22 protein-coding genes are annotated in these 24,906 nt (G+C 65.7%); 16 read left to right on the forward strand and 6 right to left on the reverse strand.

Annotated features, from left to right (window positions below; genetic code table 11):
* Window positions 1-28: 28 nt before the first annotated feature.
* Genes M1247_RS08290 through M1247_RS08310 form a run of 5 tightly spaced genes read left to right on the forward strand, consistent with a single transcriptional unit; the run spans window position 29 to window position 6,560 of the window.
* Window positions 29-664: a cysteine hydrolase family protein gene (locus M1247_RS08290; protein WP_410506835.1), complete on the forward strand. Its 636-nt coding sequence runs from the start codon at window positions 29-31 to the stop codon at window positions 662-664.
* Entirely contained in the window at window positions 661-2,646 is a 1,986-nt protein-coding gene (locus M1247_RS08295; protein WP_317155810.1) for an allophanate hydrolase-related protein, read from the forward strand. The genes M1247_RS08290 and M1247_RS08295 overlap by 4 nt, the downstream gene beginning before the upstream one ends.
* Window positions 2,647-2,678: 32 nt before the next feature.
* Complete coding sequence (gene fdrA, locus M1247_RS08300) at window positions 2,679-4,214, forward strand: acyl-CoA synthetase FdrA (RefSeq protein WP_317155811.1); 1,536 nt, start codon at window positions 2,679-2,681, stop codon at window positions 4,212-4,214.
* Window positions 4,211-5,632, forward strand: coding sequence for a YlbE family protein (locus M1247_RS08305; RefSeq protein WP_317155812.1), 1,422 nt, complete (start codon window positions 4,211-4,213; stop codon window positions 5,630-5,632). The genes fdrA and M1247_RS08305 overlap by 4 nt, the downstream gene beginning before the upstream one ends.
* 7 nt (window positions 5,633-5,639) lie before the next feature.
* Window positions 5,640-6,560: an oxamate carbamoyltransferase subunit AllH family protein gene (locus tag M1247_RS08310; RefSeq protein WP_317155813.1), complete on the forward strand. Its 921-nt coding sequence runs from the start codon at window positions 5,640-5,642 to the stop codon at window positions 6,558-6,560.
* Here the strand turns inward: M1247_RS08310 and M1247_RS08315 are convergent.
* Window positions 6,529-8,004 (reverse strand): carboxylesterase/lipase family protein, encoded by a 1,476-nt coding sequence (locus tag M1247_RS08315; protein WP_317155814.1) that lies wholly within the window; start codon window positions 8,002-8,004, stop codon window positions 6,529-6,531. The two genes, M1247_RS08310 and M1247_RS08315, sit on opposite strands and share 32 nt — an antisense overlap.
* A 73-nt stretch (window positions 8,005-8,077) precedes the next feature.
* Here M1247_RS08315 and ypfJ point away from each other — a divergent pair, with 73 nt between their 5' ends.
* Genes ypfJ through M1247_RS08340 form a run of 5 tightly spaced genes read left to right on the forward strand, consistent with a single transcriptional unit; the run spans window position 8,078 to window position 12,500 of the window.
* Window positions 8,078-8,968 (forward strand): KPN_02809 family neutral zinc metallopeptidase, encoded by an 891-nt coding sequence (gene ypfJ / locus M1247_RS08320; RefSeq protein ID WP_317155815.1) that lies wholly within the window; start codon window positions 8,078-8,080, stop codon window positions 8,966-8,968.
* A complete protein-coding gene (locus M1247_RS08325) occupies window positions 8,961-9,491 on the forward strand; it encodes a DinB family protein (protein WP_317155816.1) in 531 nt (176 codons plus the stop codon). Before ypfJ ends, M1247_RS08325 begins: the two co-directional genes overlap by 8 nt.
* A gap of 32 nt (window positions 9,492-9,523) precedes the next feature.
* On the forward strand, window positions 9,524-10,111 hold the full coding sequence (locus M1247_RS08330) for a TetR/AcrR family transcriptional regulator (protein ID WP_317155817.1): 588 nt from the start codon (window positions 9,524-9,526) through the stop codon (window positions 10,109-10,111).
* Window positions 10,108-11,676, forward strand: coding sequence for a flavin-containing monooxygenase (locus M1247_RS08335; protein WP_317155818.1), 1,569 nt, complete (start codon window positions 10,108-10,110; stop codon window positions 11,674-11,676). The genes M1247_RS08330 and M1247_RS08335 overlap by 4 nt, the downstream gene beginning before the upstream one ends.
* The gene (locus M1247_RS08340; protein ID WP_317155819.1) at window positions 11,673-12,500 is read left to right on the forward strand and encodes a mycofactocin-coupled SDR family oxidoreductase; all 828 of its coding nucleotides are present in this window, start codon (window positions 11,673-11,675) and stop codon (window positions 12,498-12,500) included. The genes M1247_RS08335 and M1247_RS08340 overlap by 4 nt, the downstream gene beginning before the upstream one ends.
* Before the next feature lie 15 nt (window positions 12,501-12,515).
* On the opposite strand, the gene M1247_RS08345 is transcribed toward M1247_RS08340, so the two are convergent.
* Window positions 12,516-13,412, reverse strand: coding sequence for an acyl-CoA thioesterase (locus tag M1247_RS08345; RefSeq protein WP_317155820.1), 897 nt, complete (start codon window positions 13,410-13,412; stop codon window positions 12,516-12,518).
* A 15-nt stretch (window positions 13,413-13,427) separates the two neighbouring features.
* A complete protein-coding gene (locus M1247_RS08350) occupies window positions 13,428-14,264 on the reverse strand; it encodes an LLM class flavin-dependent oxidoreductase (protein WP_317155821.1) in 837 nt (278 codons plus the stop codon).
* A 92-nt stretch (window positions 14,265-14,356) separates the two neighbouring features.
* Here M1247_RS08350 and M1247_RS08355 point away from each other — a divergent pair, with 92 nt between their 5' ends.
* The 4 genes from M1247_RS08355 to M1247_RS08370 all read left to right on the forward strand — a co-directional run bounded on the left by M1247_RS08355 (window position 14,357) and on the right by M1247_RS08370 (window position 18,772).
* A complete protein-coding gene (locus M1247_RS08355; protein WP_317155822.1) occupies window positions 14,357-14,983 on the forward strand; it encodes a TetR/AcrR family transcriptional regulator in 627 nt (208 codons plus the stop codon).
* 112 nt (window positions 14,984-15,095) lie between these two features.
* Entirely contained in the window at window positions 15,096-16,325 is a 1,230-nt protein-coding gene (locus tag M1247_RS08360; protein WP_317155823.1) for an amidohydrolase family protein, read from the forward strand.
* A gap of 39 nt (window positions 16,326-16,364) precedes the next feature.
* Window positions 16,365-17,510, forward strand: coding sequence for an acyl-CoA dehydrogenase family protein (locus tag M1247_RS08365; RefSeq protein WP_317155824.1), 1,146 nt, complete (start codon window positions 16,365-16,367; stop codon window positions 17,508-17,510).
* Window positions 17,507-18,772 (forward strand): acyl-CoA dehydrogenase family protein, encoded by a 1,266-nt coding sequence (locus M1247_RS08370; protein ID WP_317155825.1) that lies wholly within the window; start codon window positions 17,507-17,509, stop codon window positions 18,770-18,772. Before M1247_RS08365 ends, M1247_RS08370 begins: the two co-directional genes overlap by 4 nt.
* 163 nt (window positions 18,773-18,935) lie before the next feature.
* On the opposite strand, the gene M1247_RS08375 is transcribed toward M1247_RS08370, so the two are convergent.
* Together M1247_RS08375 and M1247_RS08380 are read right to left on the reverse strand one after the other, a co-directional pair.
* Window positions 18,936-19,946 carry an Rv2578c family radical SAM protein gene (locus tag M1247_RS08375; protein WP_317156167.1) on the reverse strand — a complete coding sequence of 337 codons (1,011 nt, stop codon included), beginning with the start codon at window positions 19,944-19,946 and terminating at the stop codon, window positions 18,936-18,938.
* A 46-nt stretch (window positions 19,947-19,992) separates the two neighbouring features.
* Window positions 19,993-21,162: a hypothetical protein gene (locus M1247_RS08380; protein WP_317155826.1), complete on the reverse strand. Its 1,170-nt coding sequence runs from the start codon at window positions 21,160-21,162 to the stop codon at window positions 19,993-19,995.
* Window positions 21,163-21,305: 143 nt separating this feature from the next.
* Here M1247_RS08380 and M1247_RS08385 point away from each other — a divergent pair, with 143 nt between their 5' ends.
* A complete protein-coding gene (locus M1247_RS08385) occupies window positions 21,306-22,745 on the forward strand; it encodes a hypothetical protein (protein WP_317155827.1) in 1,440 nt (479 codons plus the stop codon).
* Window positions 22,746-22,968: 223 nt separating this feature from the next.
* Here the strand turns inward: M1247_RS08385 and M1247_RS08390 are convergent, their stop codons facing one another.
* Entirely contained in the window at window positions 22,969-23,397 is a 429-nt protein-coding gene (locus M1247_RS08390; RefSeq protein WP_317155828.1) for an Rv2576c family protein, read from the reverse strand.
* Window positions 23,398-23,636: 239 nt separating this feature from the next.
* Here M1247_RS08390 and urtA point away from each other — a divergent pair, with 239 nt between their 5' ends.
* Window positions 23,637-24,905, forward strand: coding sequence for an urea ABC transporter substrate-binding protein (urtA, locus tag M1247_RS08395; protein ID WP_317155829.1), 1,269 nt, complete (start codon window positions 23,637-23,639; stop codon window positions 24,903-24,905).
* Window position 24,906 lies beyond the last annotated feature (1 nt).

The following is a 24,906-nucleotide window of genomic DNA, read 5'->3' on the forward strand; positions in this document are numbered from 1 at the left end:
CATCTTCCCAGCGGGGCGGACGGCACTGATGTGCATCGACTTCCAGCGTGACTTCCTGGAACCCGGCGGTTTCGGCGAGTCGCTCGGCAACGACGTGATACGGCTGCGCAGCGCGATCGCGCCGACCGCGGCAGTGCTGGCGCGTTTCCGTGCGCATGGCTGGCCGGTGGTGCACACCCGCGAAGGTCACCGACCAGACCTCAGTGATCTGTTCCCCGCCAAGCACGATCGGGGCCGACCGTCGCTGCGCATCGGTGCCGACGGCCCGATGGGGCGGCTGTTAGTTCGTGGCTCGGCCGGGCACGACATCATTCCCGAACTCACCCCGGTTCCCGGCGAGGTCGTCGTGGACAAGCCGGGTAAGGGTGCCTTCTACGCAACCGACCTGGAGACGATTCTGCGCGCCCGTGAGATCACCCACCTGGTGTTCACGGGGGTGACCACCGAGGTGTGCGTGCAGAGCACCACCCGGGAGGCCAATGATCGCGGGTTCGAGTGCCTGGTCCTGTCGGACTGCACCGCGTCCTATGTTCCCGAGTTCCACGATTCGGCCCTGGCCATGATCTCGGCCCAGGGCGGAATCGTCGGCTGGGTCACCGATCACGCGGAATTATTGTGCGCCATAGCCCAATCCGACCTCGACCCCCAGGAGTGCAGATCATGACGAAGCCCAACACTGCATCACCTGCGGTGTCGCTGCCGACACTCGGGCGGGTCCGCTGGTGGACAAGCGGGGACTGGAACGGATTCTTCGGCCTGGGCACAGGCGTACTGCTCAATGTCGTGGTGCTCACCGGACTGTGCCTGACCGTCGTGCAGATCCCACCCGAGACGGTTTACGGTCGCATCCTGCCTGCACTCGGGATCGCGTTGCCGCTCGGCAACATCTGGTACACGATCCTGGCCAGACGTCTGGCCAAGCGGGAGAACCGGACTGATGTGACAGCACTGCCCTACGGGCCGAGTGTGCCGCACACCTTCATCGTGGTGTTCGTCGTGATGCTGCCGGTGCTGTTGCAGTCGGGGGATCCGATGAAGGCCTGGCGCGCCGGATTGGCCTGGGCGTTCATCATCGGCTGTATCGTGTTGCTCGGCGCGCTGTTCGGCCCATGGATCCGCCGGATCACCCCGCGCGCGGCGATGCTCGGCGCCCTGGCCGGTATCTCGATCACGTTCATCTCGATGTCACCGTCGGCGCAGATGTGGCAGGCGCCGTGGGTGGCATTCGTGGCCCTGGCTTTCATCCTGGTCGGCTGGCTTGGCGGCCGCAGGATGCCGTTCGGCGCACCCGCCGGGCTGCTCGCGGTACTGCTGTCGACGGCGGTCGCGTGGATCGCCGTCGCACTCGGCTGGTCGGGGATCCTCGACCCCAGCGCAGTGTCGGAATCGTTGAGCGGCATCGCAGTACACCTACCCTTCCCGACCGGTGATGTCGCGACCGGCCTACAGGACATTGCACCGCTGCTGGCCTCGGCGATCCCGCTCGGCATCTATAACTTCACCGAGGCCATGAGCAACGTAGAGTCGGCGTCCGCCGCAGGTGACCGTTACTCGACGCGGCAGGTACTCACCGCCGACGGACTGGGTGCAATCATCGGATCCTTCCTGGGTTCACCGTTCCCCCCTGCGGTCTACGTCGGCCATCCGGGCTGGAAACAGGTCGGCGCCCGGATCGGGTATTCGCTTGCGACGGGTGTGGTGGTCGGGGTGGTCTGCTTCACCGGCATGGTCGGTGTGCTGCTCGCGGTCTTCCCGATGCAGGCGTTATTCCCCATGCTGCTCTACATCGGTCTCATCATCGGGGCGCAGGCGTTCGACGTCAGCCCCCGCCGCTACGCCCCCGCCATCGTGTTGGCCATCGTTCCGAGCCTCGCTGAATGGGCGACCGGACTGATCGACAACTCCCTCGCGGCAGCAGGCACCGATGCCGCGACTGTCGGGATCAGCACCCTGGCAGGCAACGGGGTGATCTACGACGGTCTCAAGCTGTTCGGTCAGGGAGCCGTGCTGGTGGGAATCCTGCTGGGCGCCATCGCCTGTTTCGTGATCGACCGCAGGATGTACGCGGCCGCCGTCACCGCCACCCTGGCCGCAGCGCTGGCGTTCATCGGGCTGATCAACGCCTATGAGTTCGGCTTCAACGCCTCACCTCAGGTGACCGTCGGCTACCTGTTCCTGGCGCTGATCCTGGCCGGCTTCGGCTGGTACGCACGCAACGACACGCGCACCGAACTCGACGACAGCCTGCTGTTCGTCAACGGCACGTTGATGCGGGGGCTGGAACTGCACGACAACCTCGCGGGTGCGGAGTTCCTGGAGGAGACGGCTACCGCCGACGGCTACCGGGTGCACAGCATCGATGACGTCCACCCGGGGATGTATCAGGCCGACGACGGCGAGGGTGCCAGCATCACCGGGGAGTTGTACCAGGTGCCGCTGGACGTGTTGCTCCGCGTCATCGAGGGCGAACCGGACGGGCTCTACCGCGGGCCGGTCGAACTGTCCGACGGCCGGGTCGTGCCAGGCATCCTGTACCGCCGCGACCGCGCCGAACGCCACCGCGACATCACCGAGTACGGCGGCTGGCGCGAATACCGCGGGCAGACCGAGACGATCGCCGGCCAAGTGCTTTCGGCCGAGAAGTGAGTGAAAGGCATTACGTGCACATCAAATCAGTGGTGAGAACCAACGCTTACGCGGATTCGATGTCCCTGATGGGGCTGTCCGCGAAGGTCAATGACCTGCCCTACGTCATCAAGGCGGTGATCGGCATGGCCACCGAGCTCAACAAGGGGGTCATGGGTGATGTCGGCCTTCTCACTCCCGAGGTCGAAGCGGCCACGTCGCGCGACCAGGTGCTGGTGGTCCAGTGCGCAACGGAAGCGGACTGCGACCGAGCCCTGGCAGAGGTTGACATCATCCGGGCCAACACCGAGGCGGCTGGTGGGGGCGACAGTGTATTCCGCACTGCGCGTGAAGCATTCGCGCAGACACCGGGTGCGAACATGGTCCTGATCTCCGTTCCCGGTGAGTACGCGGCGGCCGAGGCGCGGCAGGCCCTGTCCGCGGGCAAGAACGTGATGATCTTCTCCGACAACGTGTCGGTCTCCGATGAACTCGAACTGAAGACGTTCGGCCATGAACACGGACTGCTGGTGATGGGCCCGGACTGCGGGACGGCGATCATCAACAACGTCGGACTGTGCTTCGCGAATGCGGTGCGGCCGGGGAACATCGGGATCGTCGCGGCCTCGGGCACCGGGAGCCAGGAACTCAGTGTCCGGGTGGATGCCCTTGGCGCAGGGATCAGCCAGTTGATCGGCGTCGGTGGGCGCGACCTCTCCGAGGACATCGGCGGTGTGATGATGCGCGACGGACTGGCCATGCTCGACGCCGACCCGGACACCGCGGTGATTGTCGTGTTGTCGAAGCCGCCCGCGGATGCTGTCGCGACCCGGGTGCTGGACGCGGTGACTGCCGTGTCGACGCCGGTTGTGGTGTGCTTCATCGGTTCACCGCACGACGGCAGTGTTGACAACGGTCGGGTAACGGTCGCGACGAACACCCGCGACGCCGCCCTGGCCGCAGTCCGGCTGGCCACCGGCAATCCGTCACTGACCGACACCACCTCCTACGACTTCCCCTACTCCGACATCCACACCGGCTGGGCGCCCGGGCAGCGATTCATCCGTGGGCTGTTCTGTGGCGGCACCGTCTGCGACGAAATCTTCCATGTGATCCGGGCGGCCCACGAGGACACGTTCACGAACATTGCGAAGACGCCGGCCAACCTCCTCTCGCCCGGCGAATCCAGCCGCGGGCATACCCTCATCGATCTCGGAGCCGATGAGTTCACCCGGGGCCGGCCACATCCGATGATCGATCCCACGCTGCGCAACAGCCGGATCGTTGCCGAGGCAACCGATCCCAAAACCGCGGTGATCGCACTCGACTTTGAGCTCGGCCGGGGCTCGCACCCGGCACCTGTTTCCGCTGCCGTTTCCGCGATCCAACAGGCGAGGAAGGTTGCGGCCGAGTCCGGCCGCACCCTGGAGTTCATCGCATATGTGCTGGGCACCGACACCGACCCCCAAGGAAAGGCCGATCAAATCAGCGCGCTGGATGACCTCGGTGTGCGAGTCGTCGCCAGTGTCATCGATCTCGGCGAGCAGGCATTGAAGCTCATTCCCCAGAGGCAGGAGAGCATGGCGTGACCAACACCCTTTTCCAGGACCAGCTGCGGGTGATCAACGTCGGTATACCCACCTTTCACGCCGACCTGCAGCAGCAGTATGCCCACTCTGCACAAGTGAACTGGTCACCGCCCCGGCGCTACCCCCCCGAGGTTCTCGATGCGCTGGCGGTACTGCAACGACCCGAGAACGCCGCCCGGATTGCTGCCGCCAACCAGCTGGCGGTAGAGCGGATCGTCAACTCCCACCCGGTGCTGGTCGGCTTCGGCCCCGCACTCGAGGTGGTGCCAGGGATGACCAGGACGACGATCCTGCACGCTGGCCCCCCAGTCGCCTTCGGAGACATGTGCGGTGCGATGCGGGGTGCGGTCACCGGAGCCATCGTGTTCGAGGGTCTGGCCGCCGATGTCGAGGAGGCTGCCGAGGTCGCCGCGTCCGGCGGGGTCACGCTCGCCCCATGCCACCAACACGACTGCGTCGGCTCGATGTCGGGCGTCACCTCGGCGTCGATGTACATGCAGATCGTGCGCAACAAGACCTACGGCAACGTCTCCTACACCAACCTGGCCGAGCAGTTGGCGCGGATCCTCAGCATGGGCGCCAACGACCAGACTGTCATCGACCGGCTGGTGTGGATGCGCGACGTGCTCGGCCCGATGCTCGCCGAGGCGATGCAGTTCGCCGGGGAGATCGATCTGCGCGAACTCCTCGCTCAGGCCCTGCAGATGGGCGACGAGTCGCACAACCGCAACATCGCCGGGACGGCCCTGTTGTTCCAGAAGCTGGCACCGCTCCTGCTGCAAACTCACTTCACGACCGAGCAGAAGAAACAGGTGTTCGACTTCATCGACGCAGGCACCTACTTCTCCGGGCCGACGTGGATGGCGTTGTGCAAGAACGCGATGGATGCCGCCCACGGCATCATCGACAGCAGCATCGTGACGACGATGTGCCGCAACGGCGTCGAGTTCGGGGTGCGAGTCTCGGCCTTCGACGGGTTCCGTTGGTTCACCGGGCCGGCGCAGAAGATCAGCGGGCCGATGATGGCGGGGTACAGCGAAGCCGATGCCGGACTCGACATCGGTGACAGCGCCATCACCGAGACCTACGGGATCGGCGGGTTCGCGATGGCGGCGTCCCCTGCGATCGTTCCGCTGGTCGGCGGCACCGTCGAAGATTCGATGAACTGCTCGCGCGACATGCTGGAGATCACCACAACGACCAATCCGCATATCACCATCCCGGTCCTCAACTTCCGCGGGATAGCCACCGGCATCGACGTCATCAAGGTAATCGAGACCGGCACCCTGCCGATCATCAACACCGCGATGGCGCACAAGGATCCGGGCGTCGGCATGATCGGAGCAGGGTTCGTCCATCCCCCGATGGAGGTCTTCGAGAAAGCGATCGTCGAACTCGCCACGCGTTTCGGGCAATAACCGACCGATGGAGTTGGCACGTGCGCGGATGGCCGACGAGACATGGCTGCCGTTCCTCACGGGGCAGTTCGGTGACGCGGTGGTCGACAGCACCTACCGGCACGCGGTCAACATTCGTCTCGCCAGCGGTGACCTGCTCTGGGTCGCTGCGGACGGGGCGACACTCGTACCCAATGCGCTCCTGACAGATGCCGTCGACTTCGCTCCGATTCGGGCGGGTCAAGTCGTACGGGCGACCGGTGCTGACGATCTGGCCCTCGGAACAGTCACCATCGACCTGCAGGGCTGCCACACGTTCAGCTGTCGGGTGGCAGCGTATGACCCGGTCCCCACACAGGTCCGGATCGGCTTGGAGTCGGCAGCCAGAGTTCTCGACCGTCACGCAGTCGCAGGTGGGCTGTTCTCTCGGACGCAGACGGCTGTCGATGTTCTCGGCAAAGCCATCCACGCTCGGCTGCTCACCGGCGCGGCGGGTCTGCAAGCCTCCGTGGCAGCGCAGGACCTGACAGTCGCGGTCGCATCGGCGCGGGCCATGATCGGACTGGGCATCGGTTCGACACCGTCCGGGGACGACTACCTGTTGGGCTGCCTGGCGGTGTTGTTCCTGCACGTCCGAATGCGGAGGTTCGGGCGGGAACTTGCCCGTGGGCTGCGGCCCTGGTGCGACGACACGACGCCGGTGAGCCGAAGCTACTTGCTCGCCGCATGCGACGGCCGGTTTCACGTCGACCTGACAACCGCGATCACCGCGATCTTCCTGGGCAAGGAGGACAGGATCCGTGGGGCCGTTCTGCGAGTGATCGCATTAGGGGCAACTTCCGGGACGGACTCCACAGTTGGGGTCCTGGATACGGTCAAGACGCTGGTAGCGCAGTCGCCCACCGAATCGGTACCTGTCAGTACAGCCCGTCCCACGCCGCGCGCCTGAGCGCGTCGGGATCCTCGACCGTCTCATCGCGGGCGGAGCGAATCACCCGGGTCTGCCGACGGTGGGTGTCGTAGAACGGCCAGTCCGCCACCTCGGCCGTCGCGAATTCCAGCCAGGTGCGCTGCATGCGCCTCCCCACCGACGGCTGCACGCGCCGGCCGAGGGGGTGGATTTTGCGGCCGAGATAGGACGAATAACTGTGCTGGATGTGGACGATCTCGCTGCCGTGGGTGGCGCCAAGACCAAGCGCCCGCAACGTCCAGGTGGTGTGGTCGAACCGGTACACGTGGGTTGACGCGTGCGCGCTGTAAGCGTCGGCGAACGCCCATGTGGGAGCACCGAACATGACGTCGGAGCCGATCGCGATCAGCGCACTGCGGCGCGGGAATGCCTGGTAGGCGGCGAGCACCCGGGCCTCTACCGCGGGCGCGGTGCGGGCGAAGTACGCGTGGACGGCGGGTCGGGTGGTCGGCAGCATCGGCGGCTTGCCCCAGGCGAACATGGACGCCTCATGGCTGTTGGTGCCGATGATCAACGGAACCGGGGCCACCGCACCGGCGCGGGCGGCCTCTATCGGGTGCAACGGCAGGAGATCGACGCCGTGTGTCAGCCCATAGGCCAGCGTCGGCGTGCGTTGTGCGCTTTCCAGCTGCAACTGGCCGGCCGCGCGTCGCAACTGCCGCTGCGGCAGCACTTTGGCCTGCTGAGCTCCGACGCCGAGCACCTGAAGAAAGCGGTGAGCCTGACGGGCGCGGGTCTCCCGGTCGGCGATGAGCGGTAACGCCGGGCTCTGCGCGATGGCGCGCGCGAACAACCCGGCGGCTGCGGGGCTGGCCAGCAGCGCCAACACCGATGTCGCACCGGCAGACTCGCCGAAGACCGTCACGCGCTGCGGGTCTCCCCCGAATGCGGCGATGTTGTCGCGCACCCACCGCAGCGCGGCAATCTGGTCACGTAGGCACAGATTGTCGTCGAAGCCGTCACCGAGGTCACCGAGTTCGAATCCACCGAACACCCCGAGCCGATAGGTGACGTTGACGACCACCACATTGCCGTTGGCGGCCAGCCTCGAACCGTTGTACAGCTGCAGCTGGCCGGCGCCGTAGACGAAGGCACCGCCGGGGATCCACACCATCACCGGCAGTGCGGCGCTGGTATCGGGCGACCACACCGTCACCGTCAGGCACGCCTCATCACGGATATTGGGATCGTCGCGGCCGCCGCCCACGAACGACCGGCCCTGCGGCGGCAAAGGCCCGTGCTCCACTGCGTCGAGCACACCCGACCACGGTGGCACCGGCTGCGGAGCGACGAAGCGCCGCGCCCCCACGGGCTGCTGGGCGTAGGCGACGCCACGCCAGACACCGACACCGCCTTCGACGGTGCCCCGCAGCCGACCCAGCGAAGTGTCGACGATGGTCGAATGTTCCGCGACGACGGCCACGAGTGAATCGTAGTGTGGGAAGCTGAACGGGCTGTCGAGTACGACCTACCGGCCAATGCGATGGAGCGACGCGATGACCTTCAACGAGGGAATGCAGATCGACACGAGCACCACCTCGAGCAGTGGTGGGGGTCGTGGTCCCGGCCGGGGAATGGCGATCGGCGGCGGGCTCGGCGGTCTGCTGGTGGTCGTGGTGGCCCTGTTCCTGGGCATCGATCCCGGCACGATCATGCCCCAACAGCAGCAAATGGGCACCCAGGGTGCCGAGGCCCAAGGATTCGACTTGAGCCAGTGCAAGACCGGCGCCGACGCCAACGACATCGTCCAGTGCCGGGTCGTGGCGACCGGCAACTCGGTGGACGGCGTGTGGAGCCAGCTGATCAAGGGCTACGAACGCCCCCACGTCCGCCTGTTCACGGGCCAGGTCCAGACCGGATGCGGCCCCGCCACCAGCGACGTGGGTCCGTTCTACTGCCCGGTGGACCAGACCGCGTACTTCGACACCGATTTCTTCGACGTGCTGAAGACCCAGTTCGGTTCCAGTGGTGGACCGTTGGCGCAGGAGTACGTCGTCGCCCACGAGTTCGGGCACCACGTCCAGAATCTGCTCGGCGTGTTGGGCCGCGCACAGCAGGACCCCGAGGGCGCGACGGGTGGCGGGGTGCGCACCGAACTGCAGGCCGATTGCTACGCCGGAGTGTGGGCACACTACGCGTCGGTCACCAGACAGGAAAGCACCGGAGTTCCCTTCCTGGAACCCTTGAGCGACAAGGACATCGCCGACGCGCTCTCGGCAGCATCCTCGGTGGGTGACGACCGTATCCAGAAGCAGGCCACCGGCCGGATCAACCCCGAAGCGTGGACCCACGGATCCTCCGAGCAGCGGCAGAAGTGGTTCACCGTCGGATACCAGACGGGTGATCCGAACAAGTGCGACACCTTCGCCACCAACGACCTTGGGTAGCGCGATCGAACCCGACACCAAGGACTGGACCTGGGTGCTTGACCGCCCCTGCCCGGAATGCGGATTCGACGCGGCAACCCTCACGTGCACCGACGTTGCCCAACGTATCCGTGAGGACGCCGCAGCATGGGTACCTCGGTTGCACAAGCCTGGCGTCACCGTGCGCAGCCACGCCGGCAGATGGTCGACGCTGGAGTACGGCTGCCACATCCGCGACGTGCACCGCATCTTCGAGCATCGGGTCCGGCTCATGCTCACCGAGACCGACCCACAGTTCCCGAGCTGGGATCAGGACGCCACCGCGCTCGCCGACGACTACGCATCCCAGGACCCGCTCACGGTGGCCGGTGAGCTGTCCGACGCGGCCTCCGGTGTCGCGGACATCTACGACGCAGTTCGCGACGGAGGGTGGTCACGACGGGGCCTGCGCAGCAACGGCAGTGAGTTCACCGTGGCGTCGATCGCGCTGTATCACCTGCACGACGTCGTCCATCATGCCCACGACGTAACCGCCGGCCATTGACCTAATTGAACACATATCGCTAATGTGTTCAAATGCGCGAGCCGGGCCGAACGGTGTCCCCCGCGTTGCTTGCCGCCACGACTGAAACGCTACGGCGCCTCGGCCCAAGACAATTCAGCCTCACCGCGGTGGCGGACGCCGCCGGGGTCTCGCGCGGCACGGTGCACAACGCACTGGGCAGCCGCGACAATGCGATCAAGACGGCGCTGGAGCACCTGGCGTCGGCTTTCATCGAATCGATGGCCACGGAGGTCGAGCGCGAGAACGCCCTGGCCGATCAGGTCGCGGCCGCCGCCGTCGTGATATGCGCACACCGGCGCCGATCCGACTCGATAACCCCCCGCGGTGTCAACGAGAGCATCCTCGTGCTCCTGCTGCGCAATGTGGGTGATGACCTGATGCAACGGTCGATCGCGCTGTGGAAGCCACTGGTGCGTACAGCCCAGCAGCGCGGCGAGGTCGGTGCCGGTGTGACGCCCGCACGGGCCGGGGAATGGATTGTGCGTCTGCTGTTCAGTTTCGAGCTGTTACCGCCGATGGGCGTGAACCTGAACAATCCCCGTGCAGTGAAGCGCTTCGTGGCCGACCACATCGTCAGCGGACTGGGAAGGGCACCATGACCGAACCCGACTATGAAGTGGCCATCATCGGTGCGGGGCCCGGCGGGATCGCGGCCGCGCATCTGCTGCGCCGGCGGGGCATCGATGACTTCGTCATCATCGAACGCGGCGAGGACTTCGGCGGCACCTGGCGCGACAACCACTATCCCGGCCTCGCAGTCGACATCCCTACGCTGTGGTACCAGCTGTCCTTCGCACCGAATCCGCACTGGACCCGGTTGTTCGCGCCCGGCCCGGAGATCTGCCGATATCTGCAGAGCACCGCGGCCGGCCTCGGCCTGTACGAACATCTGCACGCCAACGCTGAAGTGACCCGGCAACGATGGGACGAGGAGCGAGGCATCTGGCGATTACAGATCCGGGACCGGCCGACGGTCACGGCCCGATTCGTGATCAGCTCGGTGGGCGGATACGTCAACGCCAAGCCGACCGTCGACATCGAGGGTATCGACGATTTCGCCGGAACCATCCTGCGGCCCAACGCCTGGGACGACAGTTTCGACGCCCGCGGCAAGCGGATCGCGGTGATCGGGACCGGATCATCCGGGGTCCAGATCGCCGCCGCGTTGGCAGCCGAGGCCGCCAATCTGGATGTCTACCAACGCACTCCAGCCTGGATACTGCCCAAAATCGATTTCGACATCCCGCCTCTGATGCGCCGCGTGCTGCGACTGCCCGGGATTCAGCGTGCGATCGACGCCGCAGGCCGAATGACGATGGACGCGTTCATGGTGGCGCCCATCGTGCACATTTTCTCGCGACTGCCCGACACGGTGTTGATCCGGATCATGCCGCTCTACGACGCCTGGTGCCGGCTGCTCTACCGCATGCTGCTGCGCGCCGTCGTCCGGGATCCGGTGACACGGCGGCGATTGGTGCCGCACTACGGAATCCTGGCCAAACGTCCGGTGATCTCCAGCGCCTTCCTGCCTGCGCTCAACAACCCGAACACCAACCTCGTCACCGCCCCGATCGTGCGGATCACGCCGACCGGCGTCGTCACAGCCGACGGCGTCGACCACCCGGCCGATCTGTTGGTGCTGGCGACCGGTTACGAGCTGTGGACTGATCCGGAAACCTATCGGACAGGAACCATCCGGGGGGCCAATGGTTTCGACTTGGCCGAGTACTACCACGCGCACGGACTACGCAGCTATGGCGGCACCGCACACCCGCGGTTGCCCAACCGCTGGGAGATCGTGGGGCCACTGGGCTTCGTAGGATTCGCCTGGCCCGACTTCGTCGAGACGATGGCCGCACACGCGGTGCGCATCATCGATGAGGCCCGGCACCGCGGCGCAGGCGTGGTCGAGGTCAGCCGGGAGGCGTACAACGCGTGGAATCGACGGATGCACCATGACGGCCGGGTCGCGCACCTCTACTTCACCGCCTGCTCACCCGGCCTGAATACCTACTTCGTGAATTCGCAGGACGACACGGTGTATCACCGGCCGCAGACGATCACCGGATCCCGGAGATTCGCTCGTCATTCACCACTGTCGGACTACCAGTTCGCCTCGGCTCCAGCATATTCCGCGTCATCACGTCAGGAGCAAACCGCATGAGCAACGCTGAGGCCCCACTGGCCGGACGAGTCGCCTACGTGACGGGCGCCGCCCGCGGTCAGGGTCGGTCACACTGCGTCAGGTTGGCTCGGGCCGGCGCGGACATCATCGCGATCGATGCCTGCGCCCCGGTGGCGGAGCACAACGGCTATCCCGCCGCCACCCCGGAGGACCTCGCCGAGACGGTGGCACTGGTCGAAGGTGAGGGGCACAAGATCCTCGCCGAGCGGATCGACGTCCGCGACGCGGCTGGCCAGCGCCGGGTTGTCGCCGAGGCGGTCGGGCAGTTCGGGCGCCTCGACATCGTCGTCGCCAATGCCGGCGTACTCAATTGGGGCCGCCTGTGGGAGATCTCGGCGAAACAGTGGCAGGACATCCTGGATGTCAACCTCACCGGGGTTTTCAACACTGTGCAGGCGGTGGTGCCGCCGATGATCGAGGCAGGCAACGGCGGATCGATCATCACCATCAGCTCCGCCGCCGGGATCAAAGCGGTGCCCGGCTGCGGCCATTACTGCGCCAGTAAGTTCGGCGTCGTCGGGCTCACCAACGCCTTGGCGGTCGAGTTGGGCGAGTTCGGAATACGGGTGAATTCGATTCACCCGTATGGCACCGACACTCCGATGGGCAACGATGTGTCGATGTACCAGGTGTTCGCCGATCATCCGCATTACATTCACAGCTTCTCCCCCGGCGCGCTACCCACCGATTCGCTGGCTCCCCCGGGCACCATTTCCGACCTTGTGGTGTGGCTGGCCGGCGACACATCGTCGTTGGTGACCGCCGCCCAGATTCCCGCCGACAAGGGGTATTTGAAGATCTGACCCAGGAGGTGAGGCTTACAGCCGTGAGTGCGCCGAGATGCCGGTATCCGTCGTGCGCAGCGGGCGGATCAGCGCATCCTGACTGAACGACGCGAGCAGCTCGCCCTTTTCGGTGTGCACCGCACCGCGCACATACGACATGTCGGCACCGACCTGGGTGCTCTCATGGCTGTAGAGGATCCAGCCGTCCCACCGGACCGGTTCATGGAAGCTCACGGTGACGGTCATCGGTGCCGTTGAAACGGTCAGGTGTGCCTGCGCGGTGCCGATGCCCTCATGTGCCCGCATGGTCGTGGAGATCCCCAGATGACCGGTGAAGTACGCGATCAGCGCCTTGGCGAGATCATCGCGGGACGGGATGGGGTCGTAGTGCAACCACGCGTACAGCTCAGGCGGACCGACCTCGTCGGGGCTGTTCACGTCGACCACGTCGACGAGCCGCAGTTCGCGGCCGGTCATCGGCATCCTTGCGAGATTGGCGGCAGCGGGGCCCGCGACCTCCGGACGTGGCAGGTGGTGACGGATGACATCGCCGGAGGGCACATCGGTGAACACCGTGATGGTGATGCAGCGCTTGCCGTTCTGCGAGGCGGCGACCACGGCCGTCGCGGTCGAACGTCCTTCACTGATCACATCGACGTCGAGTTCGACGGGCGGGCCGACCATCACCGCGCGGGAGAACACGGCATGAGCCGAGCGTACCGACTTGTCCGGGAAGCGTTTTGCGACAGCCACGATCGCGGCCGCCACGATCTGGGTACCCTCCACCACCTGACGCTCGTCGGCGCCCGCGATACCGGTCTGCGCGAGGAAACGGTTGTCCCCCACCGGCTCGGCGTCGAAAAGCTCGAGCAGCATCTCCACCGTCCAGTCCGTGGACTCCGCTGTCGACTCCGGCGATTCGGTTGTCATGTCGTTCCTCTCTGGTCAGGCATTGATGACGGCGTCGGCGAATTCGGAAAGTGTCTGGGGCGCGGCGAGATCAGCGAACCACACGTAGAAGCGTTCGACACCCTGGGCGGACAACCCGGTGAAGTGCTCCCGCAGCTCTTCGGCCTCGCCGCAGACCAGGCCGCTACCCAGGTGCCCGAACAGCCGGGTGCTGCGTTCGGTGACCGTCGCGCGGTCGGCGCCGTGGCCGACGAAACCGACCATCTGCTGCAGCGAGACCCGCGCCGATCCCACGGTCGGCAGCAGCCGGGGCAGCCGGTCCAGTTGATGTGACGGAATGTTCCACCAGTCGGCGTGGGTGCGCACCAGTTCCATCGTGCGCTTACCAGTTCCGCCGAGCAGCAAGGGAATCCGGTGTGTGGGCGGCGGTTGCTGGGCGAGTTCTCCCTCACCCCAGTACCGGGTCAGCAAGTCCAGGTCCCGCGCCAACCGGTCGGCCCGGCCCGAGGCATCGTCGCCACTCTCGATGCCGAACCGCTCGAACTCCTGGGGCCATGAACCCGAACCCAATCCGAGTTCGAACCGCCCGCCGCACGCATCGGAGAGCGTGACGGCCTGCTTGGCCAGCACCGCGGGATGGCGGAACGCGTCGCACAACACCAGGTGCCCGATCCGGAGGCGTTCGGTGCGCGCCGCCACCCACGTCGCGACGGTCATTGCCTCCCAGATGCTTTGGTGCGTCGCGCCGGGCGGCTCCAGATGGTCGATGAACGCGATGCCGTCGAACCCATTGGCCTCGGCCACGCGCGCACGCTCGACAATGTCGCCGATTCCCAACCGCACCTGCGGCAGGAACAGAAACCATTCGGTCATCGGTGCCACACAATAATCACAAGCCGCCTATTGCTTCTACAGAAACGGTAACGTCATTCTCCTGAGTGGAGCATGACGGAGGTGGGAGCGCAATGGCCAGGCCGGCCGGACGACCGCCAGAGGCAGCACGCGAGGACCGGACCAGCCGGTTCATGAAATCGGCGCTGGCAATCCTCGGCGATACCGGTCGCACCGACTTCACGGTGCTGGAAGTCGTCGAGCGTTCGAAGACGTCGCTGCGATCGTTCTACCAGCTCTTTTCTACCAAAGACGAGTTGCTGCTCGCGCTCATCGACAAGATCATGGCCGAGTCGACCCAGCGGTGGCGCGACGACACCGCCGGCCTGGGCGGTCCGGAGGCGCTGCGCCTGCTGATCGACCGGATCACCGCGCCGGCGTCGTCGAGCACCCAGGACAGCATCAACCGGGGCCTGACCTTCTACAACGACCACCTCGCCGAGTCGTTGCCGCGCGAGTACGCACGCGTACTGAAGCCGCTGCACGACCTCTTCCAGGACATTCTTCGGCGCGGCATCGCCGAGCGCAGCTTCCGGCCGAATGCGGATGTGGAGACCTCGGCCGCACTCATCATGCAGTCCGTGCTTGGCGCCATGCCGCTGCGCTCCCTCGCGGTAGAACTCAACGGCACCCCGATCGACGGCAGGCACATCTACGAGTTCTGCGTATGCGGTCTCACCAACCCGGCCCAAGCGCGCTGACCTGCGCTTTACCGGCTTTTCGAGTACGCCACCCGGCCGGCTGTCTGCCCTGGTCAGACCGTGGTAACGTCATTACCGGTTTGGACAAACACCACTCTCCCAGGAGGCGAACATGCCGTCGCGCATCCTCGACTATCCGGTGTTCGACGCCGACAATCACTTCTACGAGCCCAAGGAAGCGCTCACGCAATTCCTGCCGGACAACCGCAAGGGCGTCATCGACTACATCGATGTCCGCGGCCGGACCAAGATCATGGTCCGCAACCACATCAGCGACTACATCCCCAATCCGACGTTCGAGGTGGTCGCCCGCCCAGGCGCGCAGGAGGAATACTTCCGCCACGGCAGCGGCGGCAAGAGCTACCGCGAGGTGATGGGCAAGCCGATGAAGGCCATCGCCGCCTTCCGCAACCCCGAAGCCCGCATGGAGGTCATGGACTCCCTCGGCCTGGATTACACGATCATGTTTCCGACGCTGGCCAGCCTGGTCGAGGAACGACTGAAAGACGATCCGGATCTGATCCACGACATCATCCACGCGCTGAACCAGTGGATGTATGAGACCTGGCAGTTCAACTACTCCGACCGGATCTTCTCCACCCCGGTCATCACGTTGCCCAACGTCGACCGGGCACTGGAAGAACTGGAGTGGTGCCTGGAGCGCGGCGCCAAGACCGTCCTGGTCCGGCCCGCGCCGGTGCCCGGCTACCGCGGCACCCGCTCGATGGGCCTGCCAGAGTTCGACCCGTTCTGGGAGGCCTGCGTGAAAGCCGGTATCCCCGTGGCGATGCACGCCTCCGACAGCGGTTACGCCCAGTACCTCAACGACTGGGAGCCCGCAGACGAGTTCCTGCCGTTCAAGCCGACCTCGTTCCGGATGGTCGCGATGGGTAAGCGCCCAATCGAGGACACCATGGCCGCACTGGTCTGCCACGGTGCGCTCACCCGTAACCCGGATCTGCGGATCCTGTCCGTCGAGAACGGTGCCTCGTGGGTGCCGTACCTGTTCTATCAGTTCAAAGACGTGTATTCGAAGATGCCGCAGGAGTTCCCGGAAGACCCGATCGAGGCCTTCAAACGCTGCGTGTATGTCGCCCCGTTCTGGGAGGACAACTTCAAGCAGATGGCCGACCTGTGCGGCATCGACCGGGTGATCTTCGGATCGGACTGGCCCCACCCGGAAGGTCTTTCCGATCCGATCAACCTGGTCGACGACCTCGAGGACCACGGCCTCGACGAGGATGGCGTTCGAAAGGTCATGGGCGGCAACCTGGTCGACCTGTTCAAGGTTCCCAACCAGATTGTGCACAAGCCTGACGTGCCGGCCATGACGTTTGCCTGACCACCTCCCGCCCCGATACGAAGAGGCTGAGCCCATTTCATGACTGACGTGGCAAACCCCGAACAGATGCTGTTCGCCTCGACGGCGCAGGCGTTCCTGGACAAGGAAGTTCCGCTGAGCCGGGTGCGTCAATTGCACGCGGACGGCGCCGCTTTCGATCCGGCATGGTGGCGCCGCGCCGCCGAGCTCGGCTGGGCGGGCCTTGTGGTGCCCGAGGAACTCGGCGGCGGCAGCCCGTCCGGGGACGGAGTCAGTGACCTGGCTCTACTGGCCGAGCAGGCGGGTCGCACCGTCGCGCCCGGCCCCCTACACCCGGTCAGTGTGGTGTTGGCCGGACTGGTGGAAGCGCCCGAAAACCGTGAAATGACAATAGAATCGCTGGTTGCCGGCGAGGAGGTGGCGTCGTGGGCTGTCTACGAGCCGGGCAGACCCTGGGCACCGCTGGAGCCTGGGTTGACCGCTACCGCGACTGCAGGCGGCTACCGGCTCGACGGCGTCAAGGACCGAGTCGAGTCCGGTGATGCCGCGACGCTGCTGCTGGTGACCGCGGTCTGTGACGGCGCGGTGCGCCAGTTCCTGGTGCCCGCAGGCACCCCCGGTCTGAGCGTCGAGCCGCAGCGTTCGTTGGACCTGGTGAAGCGGTATGCACGAATCCGATTCGACGGGGTCGAGGTCGGGGCCGACGCAGTCGTGGGCTCGGCCGGGCAGACCGCCGCGGTGATCGAACGACAGCGCCAGGTGGCGCTGGTCCTGCAGTGCGCCGAGACCGTGGGCATTCTCGATGCCGTCCTCACGATGACCAACCAGTGGCTCCTTGACCGTCACAGCTTCGGCAGACCGCTGGCGTCCTACCAGGCCCTCAAGCACCGATTCGCCGATATGAAGATGTGGTTCGAAGCCGCCAGGGCCACTACGGCCGGCGCTGCGGGCGCGGTCGGAAAGCGGTCCCCGGAGGCCACGAAGCTGGTCAGCGTCGCGAAAGCGTATGTGTGCGAACGTGCTCCGGTGATGCTGCAGGACTGTGTGCAGTTGCACGGCGGCATCGGCGTCACCTGGGAGCACGATCTGCATCTGTATCTTCGCCGGGCTGCGCTGAACCGGGCGATGTTCGGCTCCCCCGAAGAACACCACCGCGCCGTGTACGCGTTGAGCCGCAAACAGCAACTGCAGGAGGCAGGTGCATGACCGAGACAACGATCTCCACAGGCACCGAAGAGTCGGTGGCCGATTTCGCGGCCCGCGCCAGGACATGGCTCGCGGAGAACATGCCCGGTATCGATCCGGACAACCCGCCGTTCTCAGTGCGTGCCGAGGAGGCATCCTGGGAGCGGGCCAAGGAGCTCCAGAAACGGCTCTACGCAGGCGGTTTCGCAGGGATATGTTTCCCCCGCGAGTACGGCGGGCTCGGATTGGACTTCGCGTACCAGCAGGCGTTCAACGACGAATGCCGCCGCTATGAAATGCCGTTGATTCTGAACACCCCGTCGCTCACCATCTGCGCGGCAACCATCCTGGACATGGGTAGCGAGGAACAGAAACGCCACCGTATCTCGGCCGCCATCCGAGGCGACGAGATCCTGGTGCAGTTGCTGAGTGAACCGAGCGGCGGTTCTGATCTGGCCGGGGTGATCACCCGCGCCGACCGCACCGGCGACAAGTGGATCATCAACGGCGCCAAGACCTGGAGCACCAGTGCGTTCGCCGGGGACTACGGCCTGATGCTGGCCCGCACCGATTGGACCGTGCCCAAGCATGAGGGTCTGACGATGTTCCTCGTCCCGCTGGATGCACCGGGAATCACCATGCGGCGCATCAAGGAAGTCAACGGCAACGAGGAATTCTGTGAGGAGTTCTTCGACGGCCTCGAACTCGGCGACGACGCCGTCGTCGGCGAGGTCAACAACGGCTGGACGGTGGCCACCCGCCAACTGCACCATGAGCGGCGCGCGGTCGGCGGTGGATCTGAGTTCGCCAGCGGTACCGGGGCCGAGAACGCCAATGAGATGCCGCCTGACCACGCCGGTGTGGCCGACGCCACCGGCCAGGGTGAGGATCCGCGGATACAGGACCTCGCAGGCCGGGCGCTGGCCCGCCGGGTGGTGAAGCAACAACTCATCGACCACGTGTCCCGGTCGATCGCCAACGGGTCGTTGCCGCCGAACGCTGGCACCCTGATCCGGCTGTTCCACGCGGAGACCACCGAACTGGAAGTCGACACCGCGCTGGCGATTGCCGGCACCGTGGGCGTCGTCGACGAGGGCACGGCGGAGAACCCTGATCTGGACGGCCTGCTGGAGATCGGCGTGCGCTATCTCTCCCGGCAGACCGGCTCGCTGGGCGGGGGCAGCTCGGAGATGGCCCGCAATGTCATCGCCGAGCGGGTACTCGGGTTCCCACGGGAACTCGCCGCCGACCGCGGCGTGCCGTTCAACCAGGTCAAGCGCTAGCCTTCTGGTCGCCTTCTCCCGCGTCTTCTCCCGCGCCTTCTTCGGGCGAGCAGACAGCTGTGTACCCCTTTTCACCACTTTGCGGGTACGCAACTGTCTGCTCGCCGGGGGGGGGGGGGGGGGAAATGACGGGTGTTGCGTGTTGGACGGCGCCCGGCACCGCTCAGAACAACGTCGGCTGCGCTGGCGCCGCGGCCTGCTCGGCGGCCGCCGGGACGAGCATCCTCGGGGAGCCCGCCAATGCATGCTTGGCGATCAACGGCCGTACCCGGGAGCGGAGCATGTCGCGGTAGTCGGCAGGCAGATACGCCCCACGCCGGTACAGCGTGCGGTATTGCCCGACCAACTCCGGATGAGAACGCCCGAGCCAGGACATGAACCAGCCTCTGGTCGAGCCCCGCAGATGCAGCCCGAAGACCGTGACACCGGTGGCTCCCGCCTCGGCGATCCGGCCGAGCAGCGCGTCGAGTTGTCCGACGGAGTCGGTCAGATACGGCAGCACCGGCGCCACCATCACGTGACAGTCCAGACCGGCGTCGCGAATCGCGGCGATCAGACCCAGCCGCGCCTGTGGCGACGGAGTCCCCGGCTCGATGTCATGGTGCAGGTCGGCGTCACAGACGGCCAGCGACACCGCCACGCTGACGCCCACCCGGTGCGACGCCTCGGCGATCAGTCCGAGATCACGGCGCAGCAGTGTTCCTTTGGTGAGAATCGAAAACGAGGTCTGCGAATCGGCGAGGGCGCCGATGATGCCCGGCATCAGCGCATAACGGCCCTCGGCCCGCTGATACGGGTCGGTGTTGGTGCCCAGCGCCACAGTTTCATGCGTCCAGGACGGCCGGCGCAGCTCACGGCGCAAGACCTCGGCGACATTGGTCTTGACCACGATCTGAGTGTCGAAATCGTGGCCGGGATCCAGCTCGAGATACTCGTGGGTGGGACGGGCGAAGCAGTACCGGCAGGCGTGGCTGCACCCCCGGAAACCGTTGACCGTGTAGCGGAACGGCAGCGCCGAAGCGGCGGGCACCTTATTGAGCGCCGACTTGCACAGCACCTCATGAAAAGTCACGCCCTCGAATTGCGGTGACCGCACACTGCGGACGAAGCCGACGCGCTGCAGACCGGGCAGGGCGCCGTCATCGACACCCACGGCCTGCCCGTCCCAGCGCATGCCCACATCGAACATCCGTTCGATACTGATGTCAAGGTAATTCCACTTATGTCGAGCTGGCGTTGCCCGGTTCCAGCGCGAGCCGCACCTGCGACTCGATGGCCGCAACGACCGGCCGCGGCAAGTGCACGCGGCCACGGCCATCGAGATCGACGACGATCTGTTGCACCTTGCGCAAGTACGACGTCTTCTCACCAGGCTGGTCGGTCGCTTGGGCATGGCTGTAGAGCTTGGCCGCGGTATCCAGGTCGGAACGATCGTCGTCGGCCAGATAACTGGTTCCGGTGGCTTTGCCGTCGCGCTCGCACCGCGCCCACTGCCTGCGCAGGGTGTCGACAGTCGCACGGTAGCGACCGGCGAAGGCCGCGTCATCCGGGTAGGTGTCGGTGGCGAGCGCCTGCGCTTCCTCCAGTGCGGTGTGGAAATCCATGACGTGATCGCGCGTGATGTCCGTGACGCCCGGATAGCGTAGATACAGTGCCGGATCGAGCTCGTAGGTTCCGTACTCCGACAACACCCGCCGGTGCACGACACGGGCGGCCTCCCACAAGCGAACGTCGGCAGCGGGTGATGCGCTCGGCCCGTCCGGCGCCTGCCCCGCAGACGGTTCCGACCGATGTTTGCCGGCCTCGGATGTTGCCGTCCGAGGCGAATCGGCGCGGCGGCCGGCCGGCTTCATCTCCGGGTGGGTACGTGGCTTCCCCGGAACCGCGCGCTGCAGCCGCCGCATGATCTGGGCGGCAACGGGATCGGTCTCCAGCAGTGCGACGTAGTAGGTGGTCTCGTCGCGGAAGGTCAACTGCAGGTACCGCACGCCTTGGACGCGTAGGTCTTTCTGGGCAGGGGCGATGAAGGTGTCGGGTGACTGGTCGGCCGACAGCGCGACGTCGGTGAGTTCGGTCAGCGGGCGCACGTCGTCTTCGCTGCTCTCGGTACCGATGAGGATCTGCCCGTCGACCAGGCCCAGCCGCACGGCGGCCCGGTGCCCGGACAGCGGCCCCGTCAAACCCAGTGTGAACGAGCTGGTGACCAAACCGCCGATCAGGAACACGATGACCAGCGGAGCAACGCCCGCCAGGACGAGGATGAGGAACAGCGGCACCGCCCCGAGCAGCAGGGCCGCACAGATGCCTCTGCGGATTCGGACGGCGGTGTCGAGGTATTCGGTGCGCGAAATCAGCGCGAGATCCTGGCCCGACGGCGCGTCAACACTCATGCCGCTGCCACCGTCCCAAGCACGCAGGAAACACTACCGTGCCGCCACTGGACAGTGGCAGCTGCGTATGGTTGACGCATGTCGCAAGCTGGGCAAATGACCTGGTGGGCCAAACATGCCCGCCGAAAGGTCAAGGTGTGCAGATGAATTCGATGCTTCGCGCCGCGGTGGGCGGCGTGTGCGTGGGCAGCGGCATCGCGATCGGCGCTTACTCCGGCGGGTGGTTTCTGCTGCTCGCGGTGGCGCTCGCAGTAATGGGCATCGGGGTGATCGCCGGCGCGTTCGTCCGTTCAGCCGCCGCCCTCGACGGAGGCGATGCAGTCCCGGTAAAGGTAGACCTGATCGACCGGTCTGCACCGAATCTGGCGACCGCCTCGACCGTCATTGCCGGAGTGGCCATGCCGCGCGGCGACGCCGCGTTCCGGTTCCACACCAGCACCAACCTCGCGCGCACTCACGTGGCCGAAGTCGTGGAGGACGGTCGCGGCGAGCTGCCGTCCGGGGCGCTCGGCGAGCCCGGCGACGCCCCGGTGACCGAGCATCGGGTCACTCGGGCCCGCGTACCCGCCGCACTGACGGCCGTCGCCGCGATGTGGGCGACGATGCTGGTGCCGCCGAGCGACGTCTGGGATCTCAAGCCACTGACCAGCAGCGTCTCATCGGCACTGCCGGAGGTGGCGACCAGCACCGATCCGGACGAACGCCCGTTGTGGCAGTGGTACGACGAGATGCTGGCCCATCTGCGTGCCGAGTCCCCTGAGCTGCTCGACGCGCTGCTGGAGATCGATGTCCGTGACACCTACGTCACCGCCTCGGTGTACCTCGGCGGAGATCAGAGTCGGACCTACGAAGGCCGCACCCGTGGCTGGGAGACCAGCGAGTCCACCACCAGCATGCGCAGTCGCGACACCTTCAGCGTCGGGGATCTGGAACGATTCTCGGCCAAGGACTATCTATCCGGTGCGACCGCGATGCTGCCGCCGGACAACAACAAGCCCGAACGTCTCGCAATCGCCCGCACGGACAGCATCTTCGGCGCCGAGCGGCCCGTGCTGATCGACGGCTGGTTCGGTGACCCGACGGTCACGGTCATGGGCAAGCCCGACGGCACCATCGCCCCATGGTGGCCCGCCGACGATGTCGCCGCCGGGCTGGGGCAGGTCGAAGCGGCGCTGGTCGCCCGCGGGGTGCCCACGACCGAGCCGGATATCAAGTCGATCGCGTTGTCCGGCAACCAGGCCGGGTTTACGCTGGATTTCTACCGGGGCGACAACTACTACAGCACCGGTGCGCACGCAGGTAAATTCACCGATCCGGACGATTCACGCGGCGACAGCGAATACCCCCGATTCAGGTTCTCCGACGTCTCCCCCGACATCGTGGCCGCGGTCCGTGACGACGCGATGCGCCGCTACAGCATCGATCCGGTGGATCGCCGCAAAGCGGACATCGTCATCGCCGCGTGGGGTAGTGGAGGTGGCGACCGCGTAGACGAGATCGTCATCGAGGTGAACTACCACGATGCCCACGGCGGCAACGCGGTCTACTCGCTGGCCGGCGAGTATCTCGGTGAAGGTGAGTAACCAGGACTGGGTGCGCCGATGCCGCGGTTTCGGGTACGGCACCGGCGCTCGCCGTGGGCGCTCGCCCAGTCAATCCGTACCGGACGAACGGGTACGAAACATGACGCGGGAACGCGGCGGCAGCCACCCATCGGGGCGCAGCTGACCGGCGTTCCATCGCATGTCACCTATCGAACAACCGTTCGAGTGGTTTGTCAAACCGACGTGCTGTTTCGGGTCGGGGTCACCACTGACCGAGCTGGCACCGCGGGCTGTAGGGATGGTCGTTCTGGACAGCCACCTGACCGTCGACGGCGATCTCGCAGTGCGCATTGGGGGCCCCGCGCCCGCCGTGCGTGGTGCTGCTCGCGGTGAAGATCGCCCACTGCGGATCCGCGAGGGTGGTTTCAAACACCCAGGGCGTATCCGGGCCGACGTTCACCTCCGCTTTTTGCATGAACGCGTACGGGTCGGCGTTGTACGCCTCCTTGCTGGGAGGCTGGGTTGCCAGATAGTAGAGGTCGAAATCGTAAGGACCGGCCGACGTCAGCGTGTACCGAACCTGCTGTCCGGCCGGTTCCGCGTACGACGTTGCGTTCGAGACCGCCACACTCGCGGCCGCCAGAACGAGCGCCGCACCGACCCTGGTTGTCACATTTCGCATGTTCGTCATATCGACGCACGCTACCGCCTTGTTACAGCTGCGACACAAGGGTCTGCGCGTATCCGGTGAACGGCAAACCAATGCGGCGCGAGCGACACGTTAATTTGTTCGTCACATACAGATATTTTCCAGTAACACCGGCGCTCTAACGTCCGGATTCGACACCAGCACAGTGTGTTTGACCCCCCGCGCCGCCGCCCGATGGTGATCGGCCGATAAGCGCTGCAAACAAATGGGAAAGGTTGTTCATGCGAGTATCCGGACGATCCACATTCAACAGGTCGACATTGGCCGCAGGAAGCGTGATCGCAGTCGCCGGCCTTTTGCTGGCAGGGTGCGGAAGCCGGGCCACCGATTCCGAGGCAGCAAACGCCCAATCATGCGTGGACACGTCTGGACCGAAGGTCAAAGTCGGGTCGCTGAACTCGCTGTCGGGCACCATGGCCATCTCCGAGGTCACCGTCCGCGACTCCATCAAGCTTGCGGTCGACGAGATCAACGCCAAGGGCGGGGTCCTGGGGAAGCAGATCGAAGTGGTCGGCGAGGACGGCGCTTCGGAGCCGACGGTCTTCGCGGAGAAGGCCGAGAAGCTGATCAGCAGTGATTGTGTGGCAGCAGTGTTCGGCGGATGGACCTCGTCGAGCCGCAAGGCCATGCTGCCGGTGTTCGAGAGTGCCAACGCCCTGCTGTATTACCCCGTGCAGTACGAGGGCCTGGAGTCGAGCAAGAACATCTTCTACACGGGCGCCACCACCAATCAGCAGATCGTGCCTGCGCTGGATTATCTGAAGGAGAAGGGCGTCAAGTCGCTGTACCTCGTCGGCAGTGACTACGTCTTCCCGCAGACTGCCAACCGCATCATCAAGGCTTATGCCGACGCCAACGGCATCGAGATCAAGGGCGAGGACTACACCCCGCTGGGGTCGACGGACTTCTCGACCATTGTCAACAAGGTCCGCAGCGCGAATGCCGACGCCGTCTTCAACACGCTCAACGGAGACTCCAATGTGGCGTTCTTCCGCGAATACCGCAATGTCGGGCTGACGCCCCAGGAGATGCCGGTGGTCTCGGTGTCGATCGCCGAGGAAGAAGTCGGCGGCATAGGCGTACAGAACGTGACCGGCCAACTGACCGCGTGGAACTACTACCAGACCATCGACACACCCGTGAACAAAGCCTTCGTCAAGGCGTACCAGGATTTCGTCAAGGATCCGAAGAAGCCCACATCGGACCCGATGGAAGCGGCGTATGTGTCGGTGTACCTGTGGAAGAACACCGTGGAGAAGGCGAACTCGTTCGACGTCACGGCGATTCAGAACAATGCCGACGGCGTGAGCTTTGACGCACCCGAGGGCAAGGTGACCATCGACGGGGAGAACCACCACATCACCAAAACCGCCCGCATCGGTGAAATCCGGCCGGACGGTCTGATTTACACCATCTGGGAGTCGAAGGGACCGATCGAGCCGGACCCGTACCTCAAGTCGTACCCCTGGGCCGCGGGCCTGTCCAGCTGAT

This window comes from Mycobacterium appelbergii (genome assembly GCF_032883035.1).
Taxonomy (GTDB): Bacteria; Actinomycetota; Actinomycetes; order Mycobacteriales; family Mycobacteriaceae; genus Mycobacterium; species Mycobacterium appelbergii.

What these genes read in the sequence shown, in the direction of transcription:
- M1247_RS08385 (WP_317155827.1), top strand. Translation starts at nt 21,306, where the DNA reads ATGAATTCGATGCTTCGCGCCGCGGTGGGCGGCGTGTGCGTGGGCAGC.
- M1247_RS08290 (WP_410506835.1), top strand. Translation starts at nt 29, where the DNA reads ATGTGCATCGACTTCCAGCGTGACTTCCTGGAACCCGGCGGTTTCGGC.
- M1247_RS08310 (WP_317155813.1), top strand. Translation starts at nt 5,640, where the DNA reads ATGGAGTTGGCACGTGCGCGGATGGCCGACGAGACATGGCTGCCGTTC.
- M1247_RS08355 (WP_317155822.1), top strand. Translation starts at nt 14,357, where the DNA reads ATGGCCAGGCCGGCCGGACGACCGCCAGAGGCAGCACGCGAGGACCGG.
- M1247_RS08375 (WP_317156167.1), bottom strand. Translation starts at nt 19,946, where the DNA reads ATGCGCTGGGACGGGCAGGCCGTGGGTGTCGATGACGGCGCCCTGCCC.
- M1247_RS08360 (WP_317155823.1), top strand. Translation starts at nt 15,096, where the DNA reads ATGCCGTCGCGCATCCTCGACTATCCGGTGTTCGACGCCGACAATCAC.
- ypfJ (WP_317155815.1), top strand. Translation starts at nt 8,078, where the DNA reads ATGACCTTCAACGAGGGAATGCAGATCGACACGAGCACCACCTCGAGC.
- M1247_RS08350 (WP_317155821.1), bottom strand. Translation starts at nt 14,264, where the DNA reads ATGACCGAATGGTTTCTGTTCCTGCCGCAGGTGCGGTTGGGAATCGGC.
- M1247_RS08370 (WP_317155825.1), top strand. Translation starts at nt 17,507, where the DNA reads ATGACCGAGACAACGATCTCCACAGGCACCGAAGAGTCGGTGGCCGAT.
- M1247_RS08295 (WP_317155810.1), top strand. Translation starts at nt 661, where the DNA reads ATGACGAAGCCCAACACTGCATCACCTGCGGTGTCGCTGCCGACACTC.
- M1247_RS08335 (WP_317155818.1), top strand. Translation starts at nt 10,108, where the DNA reads ATGACCGAACCCGACTATGAAGTGGCCATCATCGGTGCGGGGCCCGGC.
- M1247_RS08390 (WP_317155828.1), bottom strand. Translation starts at nt 23,397, where the DNA reads ATGACGAACATGCGAAATGTGACAACCAGGGTCGGTGCGGCGCTCGTT.
- M1247_RS08380 (WP_317155826.1), bottom strand. Translation starts at nt 21,162, where the DNA reads ATGAGTGTTGACGCGCCGTCGGGCCAGGATCTCGCGCTGATTTCGCGC.
- urtA (WP_317155829.1), top strand. Translation starts at nt 23,637, where the DNA reads ATGCGAGTATCCGGACGATCCACATTCAACAGGTCGACATTGGCCGCA.
- M1247_RS08345 (WP_317155820.1), bottom strand. Translation starts at nt 13,412, where the DNA reads ATGACAACCGAATCGCCGGAGTCGACAGCGGAGTCCACGGACTGGACG.
- M1247_RS08340 (WP_317155819.1), top strand. Translation starts at nt 11,673, where the DNA reads ATGAGCAACGCTGAGGCCCCACTGGCCGGACGAGTCGCCTACGTGACG.
- M1247_RS08365 (WP_317155824.1), top strand. Translation starts at nt 16,365, where the DNA reads ATGACTGACGTGGCAAACCCCGAACAGATGCTGTTCGCCTCGACGGCG.
- M1247_RS08330 (WP_317155817.1), top strand. Translation starts at nt 9,524, where the DNA reads ATGCGCGAGCCGGGCCGAACGGTGTCCCCCGCGTTGCTTGCCGCCACG.